Source organism: Candidatus Pelagibacter bacterium nBUS_28 (assembly GCF_051200915.1).
Lineage (GTDB): Bacteria > Pseudomonadota > Alphaproteobacteria > Pelagibacterales > Pelagibacteraceae > Pelagibacter.
This window is the reverse complement of sequence record NZ_CP172844.1, coordinates 510251-536139: the sequence shown is the minus strand read 5'-3', so window position 1 is coordinate 536139 and position 25889 is coordinate 510251. Positions and strand designations below refer to the sequence as shown.

24 protein-coding genes are annotated in these 25889 nt (G+C 26.5%); 7 read left to right on the top strand and 17 right to left on the bottom strand.

Annotated features, from left to right (window positions below):
- The first annotated feature begins 23 nt into the window (after positions 1 to 23).
- The 7 genes from ACIJYC_RS02775 to gltX all read left to right on the top strand — a co-directional run bounded on the left by ACIJYC_RS02775 (position 24) and on the right by gltX (position 7438).
- Positions 24 to 1445 carry a SurA N-terminal domain-containing protein gene (locus tag ACIJYC_RS02775; RefSeq protein WP_435167623.1) on the top strand — a complete coding sequence of 474 codons (1422 nt, stop codon included), beginning with the start codon at positions 24 to 26 and terminating at the stop codon, positions 1443 to 1445.
- Positions 1442 to 2902 (top strand): anthranilate synthase component I, encoded by a 1461-nt coding sequence (gene trpE / locus ACIJYC_RS02770; RefSeq protein WP_435167620.1) that lies wholly within the window; start codon positions 1442 to 1444, stop codon positions 2900 to 2902. Before ACIJYC_RS02775 ends, trpE begins: the two co-directional genes overlap by 4 nt.
- Positions 2902 to 3471: an anthranilate synthase component II gene (locus ACIJYC_RS02765; protein ID WP_435167617.1), complete on the top strand. Its 570-nt coding sequence runs from the start codon at positions 2902 to 2904 to the stop codon at positions 3469 to 3471. The genes trpE and ACIJYC_RS02765 overlap by 1 nt, the downstream gene beginning before the upstream one ends.
- Complete coding sequence (trpD, locus tag ACIJYC_RS02760; RefSeq protein ID WP_435167614.1) at positions 3472 to 4464, top strand: anthranilate phosphoribosyltransferase; 993 nt, start codon at positions 3472 to 3474, stop codon at positions 4462 to 4464.
- Complete coding sequence (locus ACIJYC_RS02755) at positions 4457 to 5248, top strand: indole-3-glycerol phosphate synthase TrpC (protein WP_435167611.1); 792 nt, start codon at positions 4457 to 4459, stop codon at positions 5246 to 5248. The genes trpD and ACIJYC_RS02755 overlap by 8 nt, the downstream gene beginning before the upstream one ends.
- Before the next feature lie 89 nt (positions 5249 to 5337).
- Entirely contained in the window at positions 5338 to 6015 is a 678-nt protein-coding gene (lexA, locus tag ACIJYC_RS02750; RefSeq protein WP_435167608.1) for a transcriptional repressor LexA, read from the top strand.
- Between the two features lie 22 nt (positions 6016 to 6037).
- Positions 6038 to 7438 (top strand): glutamate--tRNA ligase, encoded by a 1401-nt coding sequence (gene gltX / locus ACIJYC_RS02745; protein ID WP_435167605.1) that lies wholly within the window; start codon positions 6038 to 6040, stop codon positions 7436 to 7438.
- On the opposite strand, the gene lpxB is transcribed toward gltX, so the two are convergent.
- The 17 genes from lpxB to proS all read right to left on the bottom strand — a co-directional run bounded on the left by lpxB (position 7415) and on the right by proS (position 25888).
- Positions 7415 to 8551 carry a lipid-A-disaccharide synthase gene (lpxB, locus tag ACIJYC_RS02740; RefSeq protein ID WP_435167602.1) on the bottom strand — a complete coding sequence of 379 codons (1137 nt, stop codon included), beginning with the start codon at positions 8549 to 8551 and terminating at the stop codon, positions 7415 to 7417. The genes gltX and lpxB overlap by 24 nt on opposite strands.
- Positions 8548 to 9333 (bottom strand): UDP-2,3-diacylglucosamine diphosphatase LpxI domain-containing protein, encoded by a 786-nt coding sequence (gene lpxI / locus ACIJYC_RS02735; protein WP_435167599.1) that lies wholly within the window; start codon positions 9331 to 9333, stop codon positions 8548 to 8550. Before lpxI ends, lpxB begins: the two co-directional genes overlap by 4 nt.
- Position 9334: 1 nt before the next feature.
- On the bottom strand, positions 9335 to 10117 hold the full coding sequence (gene lpxA / locus ACIJYC_RS02730; protein WP_435167596.1) for an acyl-ACP--UDP-N-acetylglucosamine O-acyltransferase: 783 nt from the start codon (positions 10115 to 10117) through the stop codon (positions 9335 to 9337).
- The gene (lpxD, locus tag ACIJYC_RS02725) at positions 10114 to 11094 is read right to left on the bottom strand and encodes a UDP-3-O-(3-hydroxymyristoyl)glucosamine N-acyltransferase (RefSeq protein ID WP_435167593.1); all 981 of its coding nucleotides are present in this window, start codon (positions 11092 to 11094) and stop codon (positions 10114 to 10116) included. Before lpxD ends, lpxA begins: the two co-directional genes overlap by 4 nt.
- A 51-nt stretch (positions 11095 to 11145) precedes the next feature.
- Entirely contained in the window at positions 11146 to 11592 is a 447-nt protein-coding gene (fabZ, locus tag ACIJYC_RS02720; RefSeq protein ID WP_435167590.1) for a 3-hydroxyacyl-ACP dehydratase FabZ, read from the bottom strand.
- On the bottom strand, positions 11593 to 12114 hold the full coding sequence (locus tag ACIJYC_RS02715; protein WP_435167587.1) for an OmpH family outer membrane protein: 522 nt from the start codon (positions 12112 to 12114) through the stop codon (positions 11593 to 11595).
- Between the two features lie 5 nt (positions 12115 to 12119).
- Positions 12120 to 13910, bottom strand: a complete 1791-nt coding sequence (gene bamA, locus ACIJYC_RS02710; RefSeq protein WP_435168084.1) for an outer membrane protein assembly factor BamA — start codon at positions 13908 to 13910, stop codon at positions 12120 to 12122.
- 456 nt (positions 13911 to 14366) lie between these two features.
- Positions 14367 to 15527 (bottom strand): 1-deoxy-D-xylulose-5-phosphate reductoisomerase, encoded by a 1161-nt coding sequence (locus tag ACIJYC_RS02705; RefSeq protein ID WP_435167584.1) that lies wholly within the window; start codon positions 15525 to 15527, stop codon positions 14367 to 14369.
- Positions 15528 to 16214 (bottom strand): phosphatidate cytidylyltransferase, encoded by a 687-nt coding sequence (locus ACIJYC_RS02700; RefSeq protein ID WP_435167581.1) that lies wholly within the window; start codon positions 16212 to 16214, stop codon positions 15528 to 15530.
- Complete coding sequence (gene uppS / locus ACIJYC_RS02695; RefSeq protein ID WP_435167578.1) at positions 16214 to 16888, bottom strand: polyprenyl diphosphate synthase; 675 nt, start codon at positions 16886 to 16888, stop codon at positions 16214 to 16216. The genes ACIJYC_RS02700 and uppS overlap by 1 nt, the downstream gene beginning before the upstream one ends.
- 1 nt (position 16889) lies before the next feature.
- Positions 16890 to 17441 (bottom strand): ribosome recycling factor, encoded by a 552-nt coding sequence (frr, locus tag ACIJYC_RS02690; RefSeq protein WP_435167576.1) that lies wholly within the window; start codon positions 17439 to 17441, stop codon positions 16890 to 16892.
- The gene (tsf, locus tag ACIJYC_RS02685) at positions 17442 to 18293 is read right to left on the bottom strand and encodes a translation elongation factor Ts (RefSeq protein WP_435167573.1); all 852 of its coding nucleotides are present in this window, start codon (positions 18291 to 18293) and stop codon (positions 17442 to 17444) included.
- Between the two features lies 1 nt (position 18294).
- Positions 18295 to 19113, bottom strand: coding sequence for a 30S ribosomal protein S2 (rpsB, locus tag ACIJYC_RS02680; RefSeq protein ID WP_435167570.1), 819 nt, complete (start codon positions 19111 to 19113; stop codon positions 18295 to 18297).
- A 129-nt stretch (positions 19114 to 19242) separates the two neighbouring features.
- Positions 19243 to 22659 carry a DNA polymerase III subunit alpha gene (gene dnaE, locus ACIJYC_RS02675; protein WP_435167567.1) on the bottom strand — a complete coding sequence of 1139 codons (3417 nt, stop codon included), beginning with the start codon at positions 22657 to 22659 and terminating at the stop codon, positions 19243 to 19245.
- Positions 22652 to 23329, bottom strand: a complete 678-nt coding sequence (locus ACIJYC_RS02670) for an ABC transporter ATP-binding protein (protein ID WP_435167564.1) — start codon at positions 23327 to 23329, stop codon at positions 22652 to 22654. The genes dnaE and ACIJYC_RS02670 overlap by 8 nt, the downstream gene beginning before the upstream one ends.
- Positions 23322 to 24557 (bottom strand): FtsX-like permease family protein, encoded by a 1236-nt coding sequence (locus ACIJYC_RS02665; RefSeq protein WP_435167561.1) that lies wholly within the window; start codon positions 24555 to 24557, stop codon positions 23322 to 23324. The genes ACIJYC_RS02670 and ACIJYC_RS02665 overlap by 8 nt, the downstream gene beginning before the upstream one ends.
- The gene (gene proS / locus ACIJYC_RS02660; RefSeq protein ID WP_435167558.1) at positions 24554 to 25888 is read right to left on the bottom strand and encodes a proline--tRNA ligase; all 1335 of its coding nucleotides are present in this window, start codon (positions 25886 to 25888) and stop codon (positions 24554 to 24556) included. Before proS ends, ACIJYC_RS02665 begins: the two co-directional genes overlap by 4 nt.
- Position 25889 lies beyond the last annotated feature (1 nt).

Sequence of the window (25889 nt, the reverse complement as noted above, 5' to 3'; positions counted from 1 at the left end):
ACAGATCAATAAATTTATAGCTAATGATAGAAACTTTGAAAAAATTTGGTGCAAAAAAATTAGGTGGGCTGATCTTAATTACGATTATTATAATTGCTTTTGGCTTTGGTGGATTTGGAGGTGGTTTTAGTACCAACAATCAAAATAATATTGCAAAGATTAATAAAACCAATGTAACCACTCAAGATTTTATGGACTATGTCAATCAGAGTGGAATTTCACAACAAGCTATTAGAGAAAATTTAAAAAATAATATTATTGAAGAGCTTCTATCGGGATTAATTTCATCAAAATTAATCGATCTAGAAGTAAAGGATTTTGATCTTTCAGTTACAGGATTAACAGTCTTAAAAAAAATTAAGGAAAACAAAAGTTTTCAAGATGAGAATAATATTTTTCAAAGAACTAAATATGAAAAATTTTTGCTATCAAATAATATGTCAGCGTCCATGTTTGAATTGCAATTAAAACATCGTGAGCTACAAAAACATTTATTTGATTTTATTGGAGCAGGAATACTGACTCCTAATTTTCTTACTAAGAAGAATTTTGAAGAAGAAAATAAATCTTTAGATCTTGAGTATTTTGCAATGAAAAATTTTTACAAAGAAAAAGAAGACTTTACAGACTTGGAGATAAACAAGTTTTTAAACGAAAATAAAGATCAATTAAAAAGAGAATATATTGATTTTAAATATGTAGAGTTAAATCCTAAAATTTTAATAGGCTTAGAGGAATTCAATCAAGATTTTTTTGATGAAATAGATAAAATTGAAAATAGAATTTCAAATGGGGATGATTTTCAGTCTATTATTCAAAATATAAAAACTGATATTACTGAAATTAAAGAATTTACTCCAAGCTCAACTAGAAAAATAAACGAAGATCTTATTTATTCAAAAAGAACGTCTAAAATAGATCTAATTGAAAATGGGGATAATTTTTTATTTTATTCTATAACTAATAAGTACGATCGAGGTCCTGATCTATCAAATCTAGAGACAAAAGAGGAAATTCGAGAATTAGTATATCAAAAAGGTAGGTTTGATCTTCATAGAAGTGTCTTGGAAGAAATTCAAAATAAAAAATTTGATGATAATAAATTCAAAGAAATGGCTGCTTATAGTAAGGAATATTTAACTATCAATTCAATAAAAGATGATGCTAAATTTGAGGCAAATTCAATTAAAATACTCTACACTTTACCTGTTAATTCATTCACATTAGTAAATGATAAAGAAAATAAAATCTATTTAGTAAAATTAATCAATTCCAAAAAAAATACATTTAATGAAGCTGATGAAAATTATCTAAATTTTGTTAAAAACCAAAATACGAATACTAGAAAATCTATAATTCAATCTTATGATCAATTGCTTAACTCTAAATATCAAGTTCAATTAAACCAAAAAACTATTGATAGAGTTAAAAATTATTTCAAATGATAATTAATCGAAACTTCAAAGATTTTAAGTTTCGACATAGAAGCAATAAAAATCAAATAATCTTCACGTCAAAAAAGGTTAAAAATGATGATGAGATTATAAATCTTATTGATAACTTTCTAATTGAGAAAAATAGTTTTATTTTTGAGTCTGTTGAAAAAGGTAAAATTAAAGGGAGATACACTATATTTGGTAAAAACCCTGATAAAATTTGGGAGTTTAACAACAAAAATTCTTATCTAATTAAGGATAAAAAGAAAATTAGATTAAAAGATAAACCAGAACAATTAATAGAAAAAATAATTGAAGAATTTAAATTTGAAACTCCAAAAAAATTACCAAAAATATGCTCGTTAATATCAGGTTATTTTTCATATGACTCTATTAGATATATTGAAAAAATACCAAATAATTGTAAAAATGATCTTAATCTACCTGATGTAAGATTACTAAGACCTAGAACACTTGTAATTCACGATAATTTAAAAAAAGAAATATTTTATGTAATTAATATTTTTAATGATGAAAAAATTAACAATTATCAAAAAAAGTTTGATGAAATAAAGTCAGAACTTTTTAAACTTTCAATCCAATCCTCTATAAAAAACTTAACCAAGTCTAAAAACAATACAGTTAAGGAAATTAAGGTTAGATCAAACACTCCAAAAAATAAATTTCTTAATATGGTCAACAAAGCAAAAAAATACATAAAATTAGGTGATATTTTTCAAGTTGTTTTAAGTCAAAGGTTTGAAGCAAAACTAACAAAAGAACCTTTGGAAATTTATAAAAAATTGAGAATTACAAACCCATCACCATTCATGTTTTTCTTTAATTTTAATGATTTTCAAATAGTTGGCGCTAGCCCTGAAATATTAGTTAGATTAAGAGACAACAAAATAACTGTAAGACCAATAGCCGGGACTAGACCAAGAGGAAAAACTCATAAAGAGGACCTTTATTATGAAAAAGATTTATTAAGAGATAAAAAAGAATTGTCTGAACATTTGATGCTTTTAGATTTAGGTAGAAATGATGCGGGTAAAGTTTCTAAGATTAATTCTGTTAAAGTTACTGAGAGTTTTATTATTGAAAGATACTCTCATGTTATGCACATTGTTTCTAATGTAATAGGAGAATACAATAAAAAGTTTTCTAAATTTAAGTCTTTATTAGCAGGATTTCCTGCAGGAACTGTTTCAGGAGCACCAAAAATTAGAGCTATGGAAATTATTGATGAGCTGGAAACAACAAGAAGAAAGGTGTACGCAGGTGGAATTGGATATTTCTCTGCTAATGGAGAATTTGACACCTGTATTGCCTTAAGAACAGCAGTTGCAAAAAATAAAAAATTTTATGTTCAAGCTGGAGCAGGAATTGTAGCAGACAGTAAACCAGTTAAAGAATATGAGGAAACTGTTAATAAAGCTAAAGCTTTAATTAACGCTTTAAGATAATGAAAATATTATTGATAGATAATTATGATAGTTTTACATTCAACCTTTACCATTATCTGTCGTCATTAAAAACAAAAGTTGATGTAATTAGAAATGATAAAATTAATTCTAAAGAGATAATAAAAAATAGATATAATAAAATTGTAATCTCGCCTGGTCCAGGAAATCCAGATCAATCAGGAAATTGTTTAAATATTTTAAAAACCCTTTATAAAGAAATTCCTTTTCTAGGAGTCTGTTTGGGTCATCAAATTATAGGTCAAGTTTTTGGTTCTAAAATTATTCAAGCTAAAAAATTAATGCATGGGAAGACAAGTAAAATTAAATCTAAAAAAGTTGGAATTTTGAAAAATCTTCCAAGTACATTTGAAGCCACAAGGTATCATAGTTTAATCATTGAGAAAAAATCAATATCTAAAAGTTTAAAGATTACTGCTGAAACTGATGATGGATTAATAATGGGTGTTCAGCATAAAGAATACAATATTCATGGAGTACAATTCCACCCTGAAAGTATTAAAACTAAACTAGGAATTAAAATATTAAAAAACTTTATAAATTATCAATAAATGGAAAAAATTTTAGAAAAATTACGACAAAAAGAAAATTTAACATTTGATGAGAGTAAGTCAGCTTTCGAATTGTTAATGACTGGTAAGGCTAATGAGGATGAAATTTATAGTTTTTTAACTCTACTTTCTGAAAAAGGTGAAGTTTCTGATGAAATTGCTGGTGGCGTTTATGTACTTAGAGAAAAATCAAAAAGAGTAAATGTTGCTGATTGTGTAGATACTTGTGGAACAGGTGGAGATGGTATGAATACTCTTAATATCTCTACTGCTTCTGCTTTACTTTTAGCTAGTATGGGCACAAAAGTAGCTAAACATGGCAATAAAGCTGTATCATCAAAATGTGGATCTGGTGATGTTTTAGAGGCTCTTAAAATTGATATAGGTCTTGAGCCTAACGATATAGAAAAAGAGATTAATAATAATAACTTTGGTTTTATGTTTGCACCAAATTATCATAGTGCAATGAGATTTGTTGGACCAGTTAGAAAAAAAATTGGTAAAAGAACTATCTTTAATATGATTGGTCCATTAAGCAACCCTGCATTAGTTAATAGACAGGTTGTAGGCGTTTTTGATGGAAAATTACTTAAGATATTTGCTGAAGCACTAAAAAATTTAAATATTAAGTTTGCATGGATTGTAAATAGTGAAGATGGTTTAGATGAAATCTCTCCTTATGCAAAAACAAATGTAATTCAATTAAAAGATGGAAAAATATCTGAAATCATAATTGATCCAAAATCAATTAATGTTAATGCTGAAAAATTTGAAAATTTAATTGGAGATGACGCTAACTTTAACGCTGATAAAATGATTGAAATTTTTAAAGGAAAAGATAATGATTTTTCAAAAGCTGTTTGTTTAAATGCAGCAGCTGGATTAATTGTTAGTGAAAAATTTACAGAATTTTCAGATGCATATAAATTTGCAAGAGAGTTTATCTTAACTGGTAAGCCCTACTCGCATTTAGAAAAAATACAAAATGTCTGAGAATATATTAAATAATATTATCTCAAAAAAAATTGAAAGAGTTGATGCTCTAAAAAAATCAATAAGTTTAGATTCTTTAAATGAAATTATTGATAAAAATAATATTTTTATTGATTTTAAAGAAAAAATTCAAAATAATATAATTCAAAATAAAATTTCAATAATAGCCGAAATTAAAAAAGCTAGTCCTTCAGCGGGTGTAATTATAAAAGATTATAATCCTGTTGAAATTGCCAAAATTTATAACGATAATAATGTGACTTGCCTTTCTATACTCACAGAGGAAGATTTTTTTTTAGGAAATTTAATTCATATCAGTAAGATTAAACAAAAATTTAATATACCGATTTTATGTAAAGATTTTTTCATTGATAAATTTCAAATACCTTTAGCAAAAAGTTATGGTGCTGATGCTATTTTAATTATTCTTGCTGGTGTATCTGATGATTTAGCAAATGAATTATACGAAGAAGCATTAAGACTTAACATGTCTATTATTGTTGAAGTGCATACTTTAGAAGAAGCGGAAAAGGCTTTAAATTTTAAAGAAGCTTTGATTGGAATTAACAATAGAAACTTAAAAACACTTAAAACTGATATTAATACAACTTATGATATTCATAATGTGCTTTTAAATCATCAAGGACCTTTAATTTCTGAGAGTGGAATTAAAACAAAAGATGAACTTTTGGATTTGAAGAATAAAACTTCTATAAAAACATTTTTAATTGGTGAATCACTTTTAAAAAATTTGTCAGAAAATTCTATTTTCTCAGTTCTGTAGTTAAATTTACCCCTATTTTACTTAGTTTTTTAACTGTTGTTTATTTATAAGAACTTTTATAGAACATTATTTGTACGATATTTGTTCTTATGCTTACTAAAAAACAAAAAAACTTGCTTTTATTTATCAACAAGAAGTTGAGAAGCTCTGGTGTCTCACCCTCTTATGAGGAAATGAAACAATCACTTAATTTAAAGTCTAAATCAGGAATTCACAGGTTGATTAGTGCATTAGAAGAAAGAGGATTTATTAAAAGATTAGCTCATAAAGCAAGAGCTTTAGAAGTGATTAAGTTACCAGAAACAGCCTCAGCAAATGATATTTACAATAGTTTCTCGCCAAGTGTGATTAAAGGTGGTTTGGATGAGGTGAATATTAATTCTGATGAGATGGAAGTTCCAGTGCTAGGAAAAATAGCTGCTGGTACTCCAGTTGAAGCCATACAAAATGAAGTATCGAGAATTCCCTTACCAAGTAATTTAGAAAAAAATGGTGATTATTTTGGATTAAAAGTTCAGGGAGATTCAATGATAGAAGCTGGTATCAATGAAGGCGACACTGTAATTATAAAAAGGACTGATACAGCTGACAATGGAAAAATTGTGGTAGCTTTAATTGATGAGCATGAAGCTATGCTTAAAAGAATTCGTAAAAAAGGCAAAGTAGTTGCACTTGAAAGTGCTAATAGAAACTATGAAACTAAGATTTTCGGACCAGATAGAGTAAAGGTTCAAGGAGTTTTAGTATCTTTATATAGAAACTTCTAAAAAAATAGTCTAAACATCTCTGATGTCAAATGTAGCTACTAGATTTGCTCCCTCACCTACTGGGGCTCTTCATATTGGTGGTGTAAGAACAGCGCTCTTTAATTGGTTATTTTCCAAAAACCAAAAAGGGACTTTTCACCTTAGAATTGAAGATACTGATAAAGAAAGATCTAAAGATGAGCATAAAATTCAGATTATTAAATCTTTAAAATGGCTTGGTATAGAACATGATGGAGAGGAATATATTCAATCAACTAAAATTAAAGACCACATTAATGTTGCAAGTGAACTATTAAAAAATGGTAATGCATATAAATGCTATTGTTCAACAGAGGAAATTGAAGAACAAAAAAAGAGAGCTAGACAAAAAAAACTTCCTTATATTTACAATAGGAAATGGAGAGATGTACCAGAAACTGAGGCCCCCAAAGATATAAAACCAGTCATAAGATTTAAAAGTAAAATAGAAGGATCAACAATATTAAAAGATTTAGTACAAGGTGATGTTGAAATAGATAATAGTACAATTGAAGATTTCATAATTTTAAGAAATGACGGAACACCAACATATAATTTATCTGCTACAGTCGATGATCACCAAATGAATATGACACATATTATTAGAGGAGATGATCATAAAATTAATACTTTCAAACAAATGCAAATTTATTTAGCAATGAATTGGGAATTACCAAAATTTGCACACATACCACTTATTCATACAATAGAAGGTAAAAAATTATCAAAGAGAGACAATGCATCAACATTAGAAGACTACTCTAAAATTGGCATAATGCCTGATGCATTAAGGAATTATTTACTCAGATTAGGTTGGTCTTTTGAGGATAAGGAAATATTTACTCTAAAAGAAAGTGTTGAGCATTTTAACCTGGAAGGGATTGGAAAATCCCCATCTAAACTGGATATGAGTAGAATTTTATCAATGAATGAGCATTATATAAAAAATATTAATGAAGAAGAACTGTATAAACATCTAGTAGAATATTGTGAAATATATAAAGAAAAAATAAAACTAGTAAAAGAGGTAAAAATCAAACCTTCATTGCCCTTTCTCAAAAATAAAGCAAAAACATTAGAAGATATTTATAATAATGCAAAATACATAATATTTGACGAAGTAAAATTTGAAAATGAGGATTTAAAATTAGTAGATGAAAAGGCAAAAAAAATTATAAATGAATTTAATAATAAGCTAACAAATTTAGAAAATTTAAGTAAAGAAAATCTTGAACCAATCGTAAATGAATTAATAAAAAAATATGAAACAAATTTTAAAGGAATTGGTCAGCCATTAAGAGTGGTCTTAACTGGTTCTAAATTTGGCCCAGGCCTTTATGATATTGTAATTTCTTTAGGTAAAGAAGAGGTTAAAAAAAGATTAGAAAGCAAGATACTTGCTTAGGATTGAAGCTGATTCATTTGAAGATGACGTACTAGATTTAATACCCTCTAAGGTTTTATTACAATCACTCAATTGTTTTTCTATTAAATTAGGATTTTTTAAAAAATAAATAACTGTATTAAAAATTTCTTCAGCATTGCATTCATTTTGTAATAATTCTGGAATTACTTCTTTGTTGTTTATTATATTAATAATATTAGCAAATTTGACATTAACTAATAATTTAAAAATCATAAAGTTTAGAAAATTTAATTTATATATTATTATTGAAGGAGTATTTGAACTTGCTATTTGCAAAGAGACAGTTCCTGATTTAGAAACTGCAAATATAGAATTAGATAAAATTTGAGATTTAATATTTTCATCAGAAACAACATCAATTTTATCTAAACCAGAATTTTTAACTTGATTAAAAATGTAATCTTTATTGTCATCTGTCGCATGAAAAACAAAAGAATAAATATTTTCTTTATCGTTCATCAATTTAATAAAATCTAGCAATATGGGTAGAAGAACATTTGTTTCAGACTTACGACTACCAGGAAAAATTGATATAATTTTCTTATCATTGGGCAACAAATCATTTAAAATTGTCTTAACATTTTCATTTTTTTCAATTAATGGGTGTCCAACAAATGTGTTTTTGATATTTTCCTGATCAAAATATTTTTTTTCAAAATTAAATAATAAAAGTATATGGTCAATGAATTGTTTAATTTTTTTTACTCTATTTTTTCTCCAAACCCACACTTGAGGAGCAACATAATGAATTGTTTTTATATTTTTGTTCTTTTTTTTAACTCTTTCTGCAACTCTTAAAGTAAAATCTGGGCTATCAACGCTAAACAATATGTCAGGATTAAATTTTATTATTTCATCGACAGTTTTGTTGATCCTGTTTCTTATTTTAAAAATGTTTAGTATTACGCTAGTAAATCCTAGATAAGTAATCTCTTTAAGATTAAAAATTGACTGAATACCAAGTTTTTTAATATGCGATCCGCCGACTGATAAATATTCAACATTAGGGTTTTGCATCATTAACTTAGAAATAACTGTTGAAGCTAATTTGTCTCCTGAAGGCTCACCCGTTAAAATAAAAACTTTCTTCATATAATCTTAATAAAAATCTTGTTTTTATCAGCAAATTTTATGCATTTATCTTTATCTAAGAAAATATTTTTCTTTGATTTTAAAACAATACCTTTTAAGTCATATTTCTTACAGTCTTTTAATGTACTAAGGCCAATTGTCGGTAAGTCCATTCGTAAATCTTGTTTTTTCTTAGGTAATTTAATCAGTATGCCATCAGATCTTTTTTTTAATTTTGATAACATTATTTTGGTTCCTTGATTACCTTCTATGGCTATAACTTTTTCATCATTAACAACTAATGCCTGAATATGATCAAGACTATTTAATTTATTAAAATAAATAACTCCTTTTTTTATAGATTTCATATCTTTAAAAGTTGGTTTTAGTTTTGTGTAATTTTTTGTTTTTAAAGACAATTCTGGATTATAAAAAATAGAACTAATAACTTTTATTTTTTCTCTTTCAAGTATCTTAATAATTGCTTTTATAATGGCTGCATCTCCTGATTTGGAAGCCTTAATAACACTTGGCATATAATATATACCTTTAAGATCAAGTCTAAGTGTTGAAAATTTAGGTTTAGCAATTTTTCCTGCAAACAAAACTTTATTCGATTTTTTTTCTTTAATTAAATTTATTATTTCTCCAAATTTACCAATACTTATTCGATTTGAATTTTTATTTTTTCTAAATTTATTATTTTTTGAAAAATCTATTATAAAATATTTTTTTTTTAATTTTATAATTTTTTTTAGAATGATTTCTGAAAAATCAGTGTCACCTAAAAATAATCCAATCATTTTATTTTGAATAAGGAGTGCAGATTGGTCTTTTTTTGTCCTTCTCTAAAAAATTTACTACATCCATAACTAAATCGCTATTTTTAAAATCCTTACTTAAATTATTTAAATTGTCAGTTAAATTTTCATTTTTGAATATTTCCTTATAAGCATTACTTAAAGTCATTATTTCTTTGTTTGGAATGTTTTTTCTTCTAAGTCCAATAAGATTTAATCCCTGTAAAATACTTCTATTACCATGAGCAATACCGTAAGGTATGATATCCCTTACAACACCACACATCCCACCAATCATTGCAAATTTACCAACTCTAGTAAATTGTTGAACTGCAGAATTTCCCCCAATAATAACATTATCTTCAATTTCCGCATGTCCACCTAGCGGAACATTGTTAGCTAATATTACGTTATTTCCAACAATGCAATCATGTGCGATATGTGATGAAACCATAAAAAGACAGTTATTTCCAATCTTAGTCAACCCACCACCCCCACTTGTTCCAGGGTTGATAGTAACATATTCTCTAATCTTATTGTTGTCACCTATTTCCAAATTAGTCTTTTCACCATTAAATTTTAAATCTTGCGGATTATTACCAATAGATGAAAAAGGATATATTTTATTATTTTTGCCAATTTTAGTATTTCCAACAATACTAACATGGGATTGTATTTCTGAGTTTTCAGCAATTTCAACATTTGGTCCAATTATTGAATATGCTCCGATTTTTACATTTGAAGAAATTTTTGCCTTAGGGTCAATAATTGCAGTTTTATGAATCATCTATTTTCCTTCAAGAATTGCCTAATATTTTTAGCAGGATATCCCATAACCTTTGAATTATCTGGTATATCTTTAATAACACCTGATCCACCAGCTATTTCAACATTATTGCCAATTTTTAAATGTCCTGAAATCCCTGCTTGACCACCAATTTTTACATTATTGCCAATTATTGAACTACCAGCAATTCCTACTTGACCAGCAATAATTGAATTTTCTCCAATTCTTACATTGTGAGCAATATGAATTTGATTATCTAAATAAGTATTTTTGCCTATAGTAGTGTTAGACATTGATCCTCTATCAATAGTAGAGCCACATCCAATCTCACAATCATCTTCAATTAAAACAATTCCCATATGAGGGTATCGTAAATTCTTATTATCATTTGGAAAAAACCCAAACCCATGTTTTCCAATAACGCAGTTATCTAAAATTCTTACATTATTTCTTATAAAAGTATTTCTAATAATAATATTTGATCCAATAGAACAATTATTTTCAATTATAACATTTTTTTCAATGATGGTGTTATGACCAATCTTACAATTAAAGCCAATTGATACATTTTTGCCAAGTAATACATTTCTACCAAATTCAACTTTATCATTAAATTTAGTTTTATTAATTTCTTCAACAGTGTTATCATAATCATCATATATAGAGTCTGGATAAAATTTAGCAGTTACCATAGAGGTTGAAACTAAAACATTATCAACAATTATAGGTATACAACTTTTTGGTAATTCATTTTGTAAATTTTTAGTTGTTATACAGTAAGAAGCTTTAGTGTTATTGGCGGCTGTTTTATATTTCTTAGAATGAAAGAAAGTAATTTCGTTTGATTTTGAATTTTGTAAATCTTTAATATCAATTATACTTTGATCTTGATTATTTTGATCATTTTCAAGACTAAGGTCATTTAAAATATCTCTTAATTTAAAAGGTCCATTATTATTGAAAAAAGGATTATTCATATTTGCTTTTAACAAAGCAACATAGTTTCGGTTATCAATAATTATTGCTATTTATTTCTTGTCAACAATTGTAGCTGACCAAATTGCGTCAGCCATTTTTTTACTATCAACAAAAGCTTCACCTTTGTATTTCCAGACTCTTCCATGGGATCTTATCGCTTCAATCTTTAGTAAAAGTTTACAATCTGGAATTACTGGGACTCTAAATCGTGCTTTTTCAACACCCATGAGAAAAACAAGTTTGTTCTCATATGTAGATTTATCTATACCATGCGCTGTAAGCGCAGCAGCTGTTTGACCAAATGCTTCGACTATCAGAACGCCCGGCATTACAGGTTGACCAGGAAAGTGACCTTGAACAAAAAAACTATCTTTTTTAACATTAACTATACCAATTGCAGATGTTAGTTTTTTGATATCTTGAAGCTCATCTATTAACAACATTGGGTCTCTATGAGGTAATAAACTTTCAATTTCTTTTTTATTTAAATTTATCATTTATTTAATCTCAACAATTTTAATTTTATTATTAATAAGTTCAATTAAATTATTTGTTATGTCAAAGTCTTTGCTTGCAATAAAAACATTTTTTTTATCTATTAGCATATAAATTGAATTATCAGCCATATATTTTTCAATTATTGGATTTATTAAATTTAAAAAATTTATTATGTTTTTGTTTCTCTTATTTTTAAATTTTTCAATTTCATTTGTTTTTTCTTTTCTATAATTATCAAATTCAATCTTTAGTAATTTTAACTCTTTGTTTATATCTTCTTTTGAAATAAGATTTTTTTTTGCTAAAATTTTTTTTTCTTCATTTTTAAAATTATCATCATTTAATTTAAATTTTTTAATTTTCAATTCTTCTTCTTTTTTAAGATTATTTAAAAGTTGTTTGCCTGCTATAGTATTAGTTAAGACATAATCAATGTCTATGTAGGAAACTTTTTCTTCAGCTTTAAGTACATTAATAGTTAAAGATAAAAAGATGAAGATTAATAGAATTTTTTTTAACATATTAATTAAAAAGTAGTACCTAAGTTGAATCTAAAAGACTCTGTTTTATCACCTGTTTTCTTAGTAATAGGGTATGCTAAGGTGAAATTCATTGGACCAATAGGACTCATCCAATCTAAGCCAAATCCAACAGAAGATCTTATGCCCTCTCCATCAATTGATGAATTATAATCAACACCCCAGATATCAGCAGCGTCAGCAAATATTAAAAAATCTAAATTTTGAGAATCTTCAAATAATTGAGGCACATTGGAAGCAAAATTAACTGAATATGCATAGTTTCCACCAACATAATCATCACCATCTTTTGGACCAACTCTACCTGCCTCAAAACCTCTAAGTCGGCTTGAAGGTATGTTTATTCTCTCTGATAATTTTATATCTTTATTATTTATAGAATTAGCTGATTGAAGATAAACTGAAATTGAGGAAAAATTTTTATCAAAAAAAGCAAAGTAATGAGAATAATTATAAAAGTTTTTTATTGTGTTAGTGTCACTTATCACTGGTAAGTTCAATGAATAATAGGATTTAAAACCTGAACTTGTTTGAAATTTTTGATTACGTTTGTCATAATTCATGTTTATATTGATAAATGAGTCCCAGTAATTACCTTCTTGAGCCTGTTGTTGAGCTGATGCACTATTATTTGTTTCTATTGTTTCATAAAAATTAGAAGTATTTAAGCCTAAGTAAAAATCATTTAATAATTCAAAATTAGTACCTAAACTAATACCTGTTTTATTTGTCTTGTAACCAAATCTTGAATAATTATCTGTTTCAGTAGCTTCAGCAGAAATAAAAATTGATTTATCTGAATTAAGAAAATTTGGATTTGTTATAGAAAATTTACCTTTAAATTCATCTGCTGAAATCATCATATTTGTATCCAAGCTAATACCATTCCCAAGAAAATTATTCTCTTTAACACCAAAACCAAAAGAAGCACCAGATGTCCCAGCACCAGCAGCAGCATAAATTTCACCAGTAGGCTTTTCTTCAACCCTAATATTAATAGATTTTGTATTAGTATCTAAATTATCCTCAATTTTAGAGTCAACTTTTTTAAAAAAATTTAGACTCTTTATTTGATTAATAGATTTGTTAATCAAAATCTCACTAAAAGGATCACCTTCATCAAGTAATAATTGGTTACGGATAACAGACTCAGCTGTAACAGTATTTCCAAGTATGTTTATTCTTTCAACATAAAATTTTTCTCCCTCTTCAACAATAAATTCAAGATTAATAAAATTTTTATCTAAACTTTCAAGAACATTAGCTTTTATAAACTTATACTGTTCTAATGTTGTAATAGAGTCAATTTCTTCAAGAATTTTATCAATAGTATTAATTGAGTATAGTTTGCCTTTTGTTTTTTTAAAAAGTTTTTTTATGGGAATAAAATTATCTTCATTAAAATCAGGTGGAATAGATAATTCTAAATCATTAAAAAAAAATTTAGGACCAGAGTCAATATTAAAAATCAATTCAAATTTATTTTGATCAATTAATTTAGCAAATGAAGAATTAATTTTTACATTGTAATAACCATTATTCATGTAAAAATTTTTTAAAAGTCTTTGGTCAAGTAATACTGAGTTTTCGTTTAAGTATTTTCTTCCAGATATAAATTTCCAAAATTTATATTCTGAACTAGTTATAATTCTACGAAGCTTCTTATCTTTAAAAACTTTATCGCCTATAAAGGTTATGCTTTTAATTTTAGACTTATCTCCTAATTTAATTTCATAAGTTAAGTTGACAAGATTATTTTTTGTTTTTTCAGCAAAAATATCTAATTTAGAATTATAATACCCTAAATTCTTTAGAATATTTTCAATTTTTTTTTTTCTTTTTTAATTAAATTTTCATTAAAAGATGACCTTGATTTAATAGATGAATCATTTTTAATTTTATTAAGCAAATTATTACTTTTGACACCTTTATAGAAAATATTTTCAATTATAGGATTTTCTACTACATTAATAACTAATGTCTCTTTTTCTAAACTAACATTTATATTCTCAAAGAAATTAGTTTCGTAAAGGTCTTTTAAAATTTTATTTAGATTAAGATCACCTATCTCATCATCTATATTAACAGAAATAAATAATTTTATAGTTTCATCTGAGATACGATCATTTCCAATTATTTCGATTTTGTTTAAAACGCTAGAATGCGCATAGCTTGAAAGAAAAAAAAAATAAAAAAGAATGATTTAAAAAAATTTATAATAGATTTCATATTATTTATTTTATTATTTGATTTATTTTTATTCTAATAAAGTTTTTTAAAGAAACTATAGCGTTAATATCACCTGATTTTTTCTGACTTAAATTTTTAATATCTTTCATATTAATTAATTTTTGAAGGAAATCATTTATATCAGTAAATTTAAGCTTTTTTAACAAAAAAAGATTTACTAACTCATCATTTGCTAGAACAATAATTGTTTCCGCAAGAGATTCTCTATTTTTAAGCCACTTTATAATATTAATTGAGGGAAATTTATTTGTGTCGACTTTTTTAAAATTAAGAAAGTTTAATTTATTAATATTTATTTGATCTGTTTTAATGTCATTATGCTGGTTATCATATAATGAATTGAATATTGGGATTCTCATATTTGTATCGTGAGCAATGATCTTAATCATTCCATCTTTAAATTTTATAATGGCATGAACATATGATGCGGGATGAACTAATATAGCTAGTTGATCATAGTTTAAATCAAATATTTTTTTTGCCTCGATTATTTCAAAGACTTTGTTCATCATTGTTGCCGAATCTACTGATATTTTTTTTCCCATCTTCCAATTTGGATGTTTAATAGCTTGAGATATCTTAACATTTTTAAATTTTTTTTTAGAAATATTATTTAATGGTCCACCGGAAGCAGTTAAATATATTTTTTCGATATTTGAAATTTTATTTCCTTGTAATGCATAAAAAATTGAGAAATGCTCTGAGTCAACTGGAACAAAAGTTGTTTTAAATCTTTTAAATTCTTTCTTAATGAGATGCCACCCGCAAATAATAGACTCTTTATTTGCAATTGCTATTTTTTTTGTATGTTTAATAATTTTAACTGTAGGTTCAAGTCCATTAATTCCTGAAATAGAACTCATAACATAATCAATTTTCTTTTTAAAAATTTTATTAAATGAATTGTAATTATTGAAGATATTAATTTTACTTAATTTCTTTTTTTTTAATTTCTCGTATGATTTTTTATTTATTATAATTAAATTTTTTACATCTAAAATTTTTGCTTGTTTAATTAATTCCTTATAGTCCCTATTAGCTGTAAGCAATATAATATCAAAATTTTTTTTATCTTTTTTGATTATTTCAATTAATGTTTTGCCGATTGAACCAGTAGATCCAAGTATTGCTATTTTTTTTTTCATTTAAATCAACTTTATTAAAAAATAAGAAAATGGCACTGCAAAAATAATTCCGTCCACTCTATCCAGAACTCCACCATGACCAGGTAATAAATTGCCAGTATCTTTAATTTTTGCTTTTCTTTTTAGTAAAGAAATAAACAAATCTCCTAATTGACTAATTAAAGAAATAAGTAAGCAGAATAAAATATTTCTTAAGTTAAATTCTAGTTCTAAATAATTAAAATTCAAAGCCCATATCAATGGAATAATTGATAATAAAAATGAACCAATAGTACCTGATATTGTTTTATTGGGACTTATTTTTGATAATTTTTTACCTCCTATAATTTTGCCAAAGACATAACCGCCTATGTCTGTAAAAAAACAAATACTAATTATATATATAAAAAAAATAGGACTTTCAGATTCATGAATCTCGTAAGAAAAATTACAAAATATAAAAAAAATATAACAAAAGGTAGCTATGTTTAAGATCAGAAACTTAGCATCAAATCTCTTAAAATAGTTATTTTTATTTTTTTTTGTGATTAGTAATTTTAAAAATAATTTATTAAACTCAATACAAATAATTATACCTAACGTTAAAATTGATAAAATAAAAATATATTGATGACTAAAATTAATAAAAAACAACAATGATAATAAAATAATTGATGTAATAATTCTTCTTAATAAATTTCGTGACATCAAATATTACCAAAATTTCTCTTAATTTTTTTGAATTTTTTAATTATTCTAATGTAATCTTTTTCATTAAAGTCAGGCCATAATTTTTTTTCAAAAAAAATTTCTGAATAAGCTAATTGCCATAATAGAAAGTTACTTAATCTCTTAGTATTTCCAGTTCTGATTAATATTTCTGGATCTGGTATATTTTTTGTCTGTAGATACTTTGATAAATTTTTTTCATTTATTTTGTCGTTGTTTCTTTTCATTTTTTTTACTGAATCAAGAATTTCAAATTTTGAACCATAATTTAACGCAAGATTAATTTGAAGAGTTGTGTTTTTTGACGTTTTTTGTTCTGAAAAATTTAAAAGCTTATTTAATTTTTTTGAGAAATTTTTAATCCCAATTATATTTAGTTTAATATCTTTTTTATGTAAATCATCTATTTTTTGAGAAAGAAAATATTCAAGTAAATTAAATAAATAATCTATTTCTTTTTTAGGTCTATTCCAATTTTCTGTAGAAAACGCATAAAGTGTAAGAAAATTAATTTTTTGTTTAATAGATTCTTTGATAATCTTTTCTACTGTATTAAGGCCAGCTTTATGTCCTTCGTTTCTAGAACTTTTATATTTAAGGCCCCACCTTCCATTACCGTCCATTATAATGGCGACGTGATTAAGTGGGTTCATTTTATATAGTCATTATTTCTTTTTCTTTTAAAGAAACCTTTTCATCAACTATCTTGATGTGATCATCTGTAATTATTTGAACATTTTTTTCAGCTGATTTTTCCTCATCTTCACCAATTTCTTTTGCTTTTAGAGTTTTTTTTAATTCCTCATTTGCCTCTCTTCTAATATTTCTAATTGAAACTTTACACTTTTCACCAATTGATTTTATCAGTTTTTTTAATTCAGTTCTTCTTTCTTCATTTAGCTCTGGAACTGGAAGTCTAATTAATTGTCCGTCTATTTGTGGATTTAATCCTAAATCTGATTTTTTAATTGCAGCATCAACTAGAGGAACATTGTTAGTATCCCAGATCTGAATATTGATCATTCTAGGTTCGGGTGTAGTTATGCTTCCAACTTGATTTATAGGCATTTGCTGACCGTATACATCAACTTTTACTAGATCTAGCATTGCAGCGTTAGCCCTACCAGTTCTCAGTGACGATAGCTCTTTTGAAAAAACCTCTATGGCTTTATCCATTTTGATACTGTATGACTTTTCGTCAAACATTTACTCTCCGATCTTTATTCTATAAAATTCTTTTATTTTTAAATCAGCAATTGAAAGTTCTTTAACTATATCTTTAACTTTCTTTTTGGGTTCCATAACCCAAGCTTGGGTTAAAAGAGAATTTTCCTCTTTAAACTTACTCATTTTACCTAAGCTGATTTTTTTTGCAATATCCTCAGGTTTTCCTGAATTTTTTAACTCTTCGGTTACTAATTCCTGCTCTTTATCAATAACTGATTGATCAATTAAATCAGATGTAAGTGCCAATGGGTTTGAGGCAGCAATATGCATAGATAATTGTTTTCCAAAATTTTTGATAACATCAGAATTATCTTTTGTTTCTAAAGAAACAATTACAGCTAGTTTTGAAATATTATCTTTAACAACAGTGTGTAAATAATGATTATTTACAGTTCCTATATTTTCAATTGTTTTTGCTTTACCAATTGTAATTTTTTCACCAATTTTAGCAATTAAAGATACCACATTATTTTCTACAGTTTCACCATTTTGCATTTTAGAACCTTTAAGAGCATCTAAATTAGAGTTATTTTCGTTATTTAAATCACTAAGTTCTTTAACAAAATTTGTAAAATCTTCATTTTTAGCAACAAAGTCTGTTTCACAATTAACCTCGATAACTGATGTTTTGATATCGTTACCACTCACAGCAACAACTCCTTCTTTAGCGTCTCTAGACATTTTTTTTGAAGCTTTTGAAATTCCTTTTACTCGTAAAATTTCTATTGCTTTATCAATATCACCACCCGATTCTTTAATTGCAAGGTTGCAATCTTTAAATCCAGCACCAGTTGCTTCTCTTAATTTTTTAACATTTTCAATATCACTCATATTAATTTAAAGTCTCCTTTTTATCTTTAGAAAATTTTTGTTCTAGTTTTTCTCTGTCAATTTCTTGAACTGTTTTCCCTTGAGCTGTTTCTTTAGTTTCCTGAGAAGTTTCTTTTTTTGGTTCAGGAGCTGGAATTGAACTCTTAGCATTATTAATAGTTTCCTTAATTAAATTGCAATAAAGATCTATAGATCTACGAGCATCGTCATTTCCTGGTATTGGATAATCAATATTGTCTGGATTAGAATTACTATCAAGAATAGCAATAATTGGTATTCCTAATTTTACAGACTCTGCAATCGCTAATGACTCATAATTAGTATCAATAATGAAAACTAAATCAGGAGTTTTTTTCATTTCAGCTATTCCACCTAATGATCTTTCAAGTTTATCTTTTTTGACACTCATTTTAAGAAGTTCTTTTTTTGTAAAACCTCTATTTTCAGCAACTAAATCAGCTTCATATTTTTTCATTTTTTTTATAGAGCCAGATATGGTTCCCCAGTTAGTAAGCATACCACCTAGCCACCTGTAATTTACAAAATACTGATCTGTTTCTTTAGCAACTTCAGCAATGGCTTCTGAAGCTTGTTTTTTAGTTGAAACAAATAAAATTTTGCCGTTATTTGCTATTGTTGAGTAAATTTTTTCTAAAGCAACTTTAGTTAATTCTAATGTTTGAGTTAAATCCATAATATGGATTGAGTCTCTTTTGCCAAAAATGTATTTTTTCATTTTTGGATTCCATCTTAAAGTTTTGTGTCCAAGATGAACGCCTGCTTCTAATAATTGTTGTATTGTTATGTTAGGTATTTTCATTTTTATTCCCGGTTAAGCCACCACAGTAATTTCCAATTAAGGACCGGAGGTATAAAACCAACAACTGTGTGCGTGTTAATTTAATTTAGGCTTTATTTACTAATAATTGTTGAAATTCACAAGTTTTATTTAGTTTATAACACTTAAAATTTCACTTTTTCTTAGAAGATTCAATGATTTTCGGTCAAGATTCCTAGTTTTTTTGAGTTTAAATTTCAAAGTTTTATCATCAATAGGAATATTTAAATGAACCTCAGTTTTGCCATCTTCAGTAAGAGATTTTGAAATAATATCTAATTTTTCATTAGAATTTACATCAAAAGAAACTTCTTTAATTGGACTGTTAAAAAGGTCCATCAAAGATCCTATTTTTTGTACATTTATTCTTTTAAATCTATTTTCATCATTTGATATACTTTTAACTAAAGTTAATAATAAAGAACTTCCTTCTTTTAAAATCTCTCTGTTTAATTCTAAAATATCTGAGAAGATAAATATTTCAAAAACACTACTCAAGTCAGTTAATTTTAATACAGCATAAGAATTACCTTTTGCAGTTTTTCTTTCCTGGGCTTTTAACAAAGTTGCAGCAATATTTGCTTCTCTTACATCATCATTTGAATTAAAATTAGAATATTCAATAATCTTATAATCATCGTAAATTTCTGTAAATTGATTTAAAGGATGATCTGAAATAAAAAAACCAACTGCTTCAAATTCTTTAGATAGACGTTCTTCAAATTTCCAATCTTCTATTTCATTAATGATATTATTTTCTAAGTTCTCGTCTTCAGAAAATAAATCAATTTGATTTGCAGATTTATTTTCAAATATATTTTTAGTTTTAAGAATAAAATTTGGTATAGAGTCGAAAAGGGATTGTCGATTATTATTTATACTATCAAATGCTCCAGCTTTAACTAAACCTTCTAACTGCAATTTATTCATATCTTTGGGATTAACTCTATTTAAAAAATCATTTACAGATTGAAATTTTCCATTCTCAGTTCTTTCTTTAACAACATTAGAAATAGCTTCATATCCAACAGCTTTAATCCCACCTAAAGCATAATAAAATTTATTATCAATTGTCTTAAAATCTGCATAACACTCATTAATATCAGGTCTCACAATATCAACATTTAATCTTTTTAGTTCTTCATAAAATTCACTCAACTTGTTTTGATTTGATATATCCATCGTCATTGATGCTGCAATAAATTCTCTAGGGTAATAAGTTTTTAAAAAAGCTGTTTGATAAGATATAATGGCGTACGCAGCTGCGTGACTTTTGTTAAAACCATATTCTGCAAAAGGTTCAATCTTTAAAAAAATTCCTGCTGCAACATCTTTTGCTATTCCATTTTTTAGAGCTCCCGCAATGAAACCTTGTTTTTGTTTTTCTAATTCTGCTCTTTTCTTTTTTCCCATTGCTCTTCTAAGAAGATCAGCTTGACCAGCTGTAAAACCAGACAATTTTTGCGCTATTTGCATAACTTGTTCTTGGTAAATGATTACACCATATGTGGGTTTTAAAATGTCTTCTAATAAAGGGTGAAGATAATCTGGAGTTTGTCTTCCATGTTTGCAATCGTTATAGGTTGGAATATTGCTCATTGGTCCAGGTCTATAAAGAGCAACTAACGCAATGATATCCTCAATATGATTAGGCTTCATTTGAACTAATGCTTCTCTCATTCCAGCACTCTCAACCTGGAATAATCCAACGGTGTTACCACTTGATAATAGATCAAATACTTTTTGATCTTCATAACTGATATTTTCAATATTAAAATCTTTATCAATTTTTTTAACCAATTTTTGTGTATTATTAATAACGGTAAGTGTTTTTAATCCTAAAAAATCAAATTTTACTAATCCTGCATTTTCTGCAGAATACATGTCGAATTGAGTAGATGGTAATAACAAATCTGCAGAGATATCTTTATATAAGGGTACTACTTCAGTAAGTTTTTTATCCGCTATAACAACACCTGCAGCATGGGTTGCTACATTTCGATTTAATCCTTCAAGTTTTAATGAAAGGTCAGTTAATTTTTTTACTCTAGGATCTTCATTTACAAGTTTTTGTAATCTGGGTTCGCCAGCAATACATTGAGATAAGCTTTGTGGTCTAGAAGGATCAAATGGTATCATCTTTGAAATGCTATCAACAAAACCATAAGGCAAACCTAGCACTCTACCTACATCTCTTATAACCATTCTAGCTTTTAATTTACCAAAGGTAATTATGTGAGCGACACTATCTGGATATTTTTTTGTCAAATATTCAAAAACGAGATCTCTTTTATCTTCACAAAAATCTATGTCAAAGTCTGGCATTGAAATACGGTCAGGATTTAAAAATCTTTCAAAAATTAAATTAAATTTGATTGGATCGACATCAGTAATTGAAAGACACCAAGCAACTAAAGATCCTGCTCCAGATCCTCTACCAGGGCCAACAGGAATATCATTGTTTTTTGCCCATTTAATATAATCAGATACAATAAGAAAATAACTAGAATATTTCATTTCTATTATAATTGATAATTCATGTTCCAATCTATCTTTGTAATCTAAGTATGTTTTGTTGTTTTCAAGATCATTTGCTTTGATACCGAAAACTTTATCAAATTTAATTCTTAATCCATGTAGAGAGTCTTTTTTCAATATATCTTCTGCTTTCCCACCTTTTTCAGAGCTAATATTTGGTAAAATTGGATTTGAAAATAATGGTCTAAAATTACATCTTAAAGGAAAATTGTAATTATTTTCTAATGCTTCAGGTAAATCTGCAAATAATTCTGTCATCTCTGAATTATTTTTATAATAATGTTGATTACTTAGTCTTATTCTTGATTTGTCATTAACATAAGTTTTATGACCAATGCATATCAATGCATCATGCGCTTCATGCATATCTTTATCTAAATAAAAAACTTCATTTGTCGCAATTATTGGAATTTCTAATTCTAAAGATTTAGTTAAGTTAAATTTTTCAAAACTTAATTCATTCTGATCGTTGTGTCTTTGTACCTCTATATAAAATCGATCACCAAAGTTTAATTTTAATTTTTTATATAACTCAAAGATTTCACTAAATTTTCCTTTATTAAAAAGTTCACCAAATAATCCAAAAATAGTTCCTGAAAAAACAGCAACACCTGCATTGTCATCTAATAAATCATTAAAATCAACGTGCGGATCAGATAGCTCATCATTTTCAAGGTATGAAGTTGATGATAGCTTGATTATTCTTTTATAGCCCTCCTCATTGAGAGCAAACAAAGGTAATAAAGCAATACAATCACCATATTTAAAATTAATTTGAGTGCCAATAATCGGCTGTGTTCCAACTTTAGAAATTTTTTCAGCAAATTCCAAAGCTCCACACAAATTTAAAGTATCACATAGAGCTAATGATCTTACTTTATTTGATTTTGAAAAATCTTGTAAATCATCTATTTTTATAGCACCTTCACAAATTGAGTATTGAGAATGTATTTTTAGATGGTTAAAATTTTGGTTAGAAGACTCAGACATTAATAATTTTTACACTACCATTTATCATCTCCAAAAGGCAATCTGCCTTATTGGCAAAAAATCTATTATGAGTTGCAAATATAATAAGTCTGTTGGGTTTTTTTTGGCTTTTTAAAAGTTGAAATATTTCTTTTGCAGTATTTAAATCTAAACTTCCAGTAGGTTCATCAGCAAGGATTATATCTGGATCATTAATAATTGCTCTAGCTATTGCCACACGTTGGCACTCACCACCAGATAGTTGAGAGGGGAAATGATTTAATCTATTTGATAAGCCTATTCTTCTTAACAAATCTTTTGCTTTTGTCATTGCAAGGTCTTTATTATTATTTATAGACAAATTTGCTAAATAAACATTTTCTAATGCTGTAAAATCAGGAAGTAAATTATTTTGTTGATAAATAATACCAATATTCTTAGCTCTAAAGATGTCGTTTTTTTTATTATTTGCAAAATTAACTAAGTCATCATTAAATTTAATTGATCCAAGAGTAGGTTTGTCTACTAAAGATATTAAATTGAGTAATGTTGATTTTCCAGATCCTGAAGGACCCATCAATGCATACATTTTTCCTTTACTAAAATCATATGACAGATTTTTTAAAACTTTAATTTTCTTTTCATTGTTAAAGTTTTTAGAAATGTTTTTTAATGTTAAAAAATTATTCATATTTTAATGCTTTTATTAAATCCAAATTAGCTGCTTTAAATGCAGGAAATATCGAAACAATAGTAGTTATTAATATTGAGCAAATTGCGATTAATAAGATGGACGTAGGATTAATTTCTGAGGGCATAGTACTTAAAAAATAAATTTCTTCAGGAAATAAACTAATATTAAAAGTTGAACTTAAAAATTGCCTAAAATTTTCTATATATAGAGAAAAAGTAACTCCTAAAAAAATTCCAAAAACAGTTGCTGAAGTTCCAATTATCATACCAATTAAAAAAAAAATTTTTATAATTGATTTATTTAAAACACCAATTGATTTTAAAATTGCAATATCTTTAGTTTTATTTTTAACTAAAATTGTCAATCCAGATATAATATTAAATGCAGCAACAATAATTATTAAAGATAATATTATAAACATTACATTTCTTTCAACCTTTAATGCTGAAAACAAAGAGCTATTCATATCAGCCCATGTATAAATAAATTCATGGTTAAAAACTTTTTGAACTATTTGTTTTTGTGACTCTATATTTTTAGGATCTTTTAAATATATTTCCAGGTTTCTATCTTTTTGATCAAAACCAAATAAATCATCTAATGTATCTAAATTGATAAGAGCTATATTGTTATCAAAATCAGCTAATCCACTATTAAAAATTGAAGTTATTTCAAAAGTCTTTTGTTTTGGCATACTACCAATAATAGTTTCTACTCCTGAAGGTGACAAAATAGTAATTTTATCTTTAATTTTAAAACCCATACTAAAACTTAGTTCGTTGCCTATAGATATAGAGTTTTTATCTAATTTAGATTTGTCACCTTTGAATTTATCATTTTTAATTATTGTTAAATTAGAAAATTCTTTAGCCTGATATCCTCTTAACACTATTCCTTTTGAAGTATTATTTTTTAAAATAATGGCCTCACCAGAGTTACTGAAAATCAAATTTTTAGTAATAAGTTTTAAATTATTGTTATCTAATTTATTGCGACTGATCCCATTATCATCATAAGATTTTACTGTTATATGAGGGTTAAACCCTACTATCTTATTTATTAATTCTGTTCGAAATCCATTCATAACGGACATAACAATTATTAAAACAGCAACACCAAGACTTATGCCTATAAAGGAAAAAATAGAAATAACATTTAAAAAGCCATCTTTTTTTCTAGCTTTTAAAAATCTAAAAGTAATTTCTTTTTCTAACGTAGAAATCAATTTGAAGCTTTTTGTTTTGTTATAATTTCTATTATTTTATTTAAACTTAAATTTTGTGTTTCACCACCAGTTTCTTTAAATTCTAACAGATCGCCCTCTGATTTTTTTCCAATAATAATTTGATATGGAGCTCCGATTAAATTCATTTTTTTAATCTTTGATGAATAGTTTTCATCTGTATCATCAATAATTGCTTCAATATTATTTTTTATTAATTCAGAATTTATATTTTTAGCTTTTTCCAGGGCAGAATTGTCATTTTTATTTATCATAGGAATAAGTGCAATGTCATAGGGAGCAACAGACAATGGCCATTTCATGATTTCATTTTTATCATCATATTTTGCTTCTATAATAGCCCCTACTAACCTTGATACACCAATTCCATATGAGCCCATCTTAACAAAATCTTTTTTGCCTCCTGGAAGATCAACAGCTGCATCCATAGCTTTTGAATACTTGTCACCAAAATAAAATATATGCCCAACTTCTATACCTTTGGTTATTAATCTATTTTCTTCTGAAACCATTTTTTCAAATTCATCTTTACTAAATTTTTCATCTGTCACTGAATAAAACTGTTCATATTTCTTTCGCATTTGCTCTAAGGAAGATTTTTCTAAATTAGTACCTTCGCTTGTCAAATCAAAAATTCGTTTATCAGTAAAAATTTTACTCTCACCAGTATCTGCCAAAATTATAAACTCATGAGATAAATTTCCACCTATAGGTCCTGTGTCCGCAGCCATAGGGATTGCTGTTAACGACAATCTTTTAAAAGTTCTTAGATAAGACAAGAAAAATTTATTATAAGAATAAAATGCATCCTCATCTGTAACGTCAAATGAGTATGCATCTTTCATATAGAATTCTCTACCTCTCATAATTCCAAATCGTGGTCTAATCTCATCTCTAAACTTCCATTGTATATGATATAAAAGTTGGGGTAGTGATTTATAAGATTTAAATGATGATCTAAAAATTTCAGTTACTTGTTCTTCATTGGTAGGTCCATAAAGCATTTCTCTATTTTGACGATCTTTAATTCTGAGCATTTCTTCTCCATAATCATCATATCTTCCACTTTCTTTCCAAATTTCACTAGACTGAATTGTTGGCATTAAAATTTCTTGAGCACCAATCTTATTTTGTTCTTGTCTTACAATGGCTTCTATTTTCTTCATAACTTTAAAGCCAAGTGGCAACCAAGAGTAAATACCTGCTGATGCCTGTTTAATCATTCCAACTCTCAGCATTAACTGATGAGATTTAATTTTTGCCTCTGAGGGATTATTTTTTAAAATTGGAATAAAAGATTTTGATAAAAGCATC